A 272-nucleotide genomic window follows, 5' to 3' on the forward strand; every position below is an offset into this window, starting at 1 on the left:
GTTTTCGCGTGCCGGAGTTCAACATCCAGAAGGTAATCGCCCGGCGCGTCGCGCAGGAACTCGAGGCGGGCAGCGCTGTCAATCTTGGCTTCGGGATTTCGGCCAACGTTCCACGCATTCTCCTGGAGGAGGGGCTGCACGGCGCGGTCACTTGGGTCATCGAACAGGGGGCGGTCGGGGGCGTGCCGCTGCTTGACTTCGCCTTTGGCTGCGCCGCGAATGCCGACGCCTTCATGCCCTCGCCCTACCAGTTTACATATTTCCAAGGGGCA

At 63.2% G+C, this 272-nt stretch carries 1 pseudogene; it reads left to right on the plus strand.

Annotated elements, in window-relative coordinates:
• Positions 1 to 272: pseudogene (locus tag EH240_RS37690) on the plus strand (acyl CoA:acetate/3-ketoacid CoA transferase); the annotation flags it as partial.

The sequence above is a fragment of the Mesorhizobium tamadayense genome (assembly GCF_003863365.1).
GTDB lineage: Bacteria > Pseudomonadota > Alphaproteobacteria > Rhizobiales > Rhizobiaceae > Mesorhizobium > Mesorhizobium tamadayense.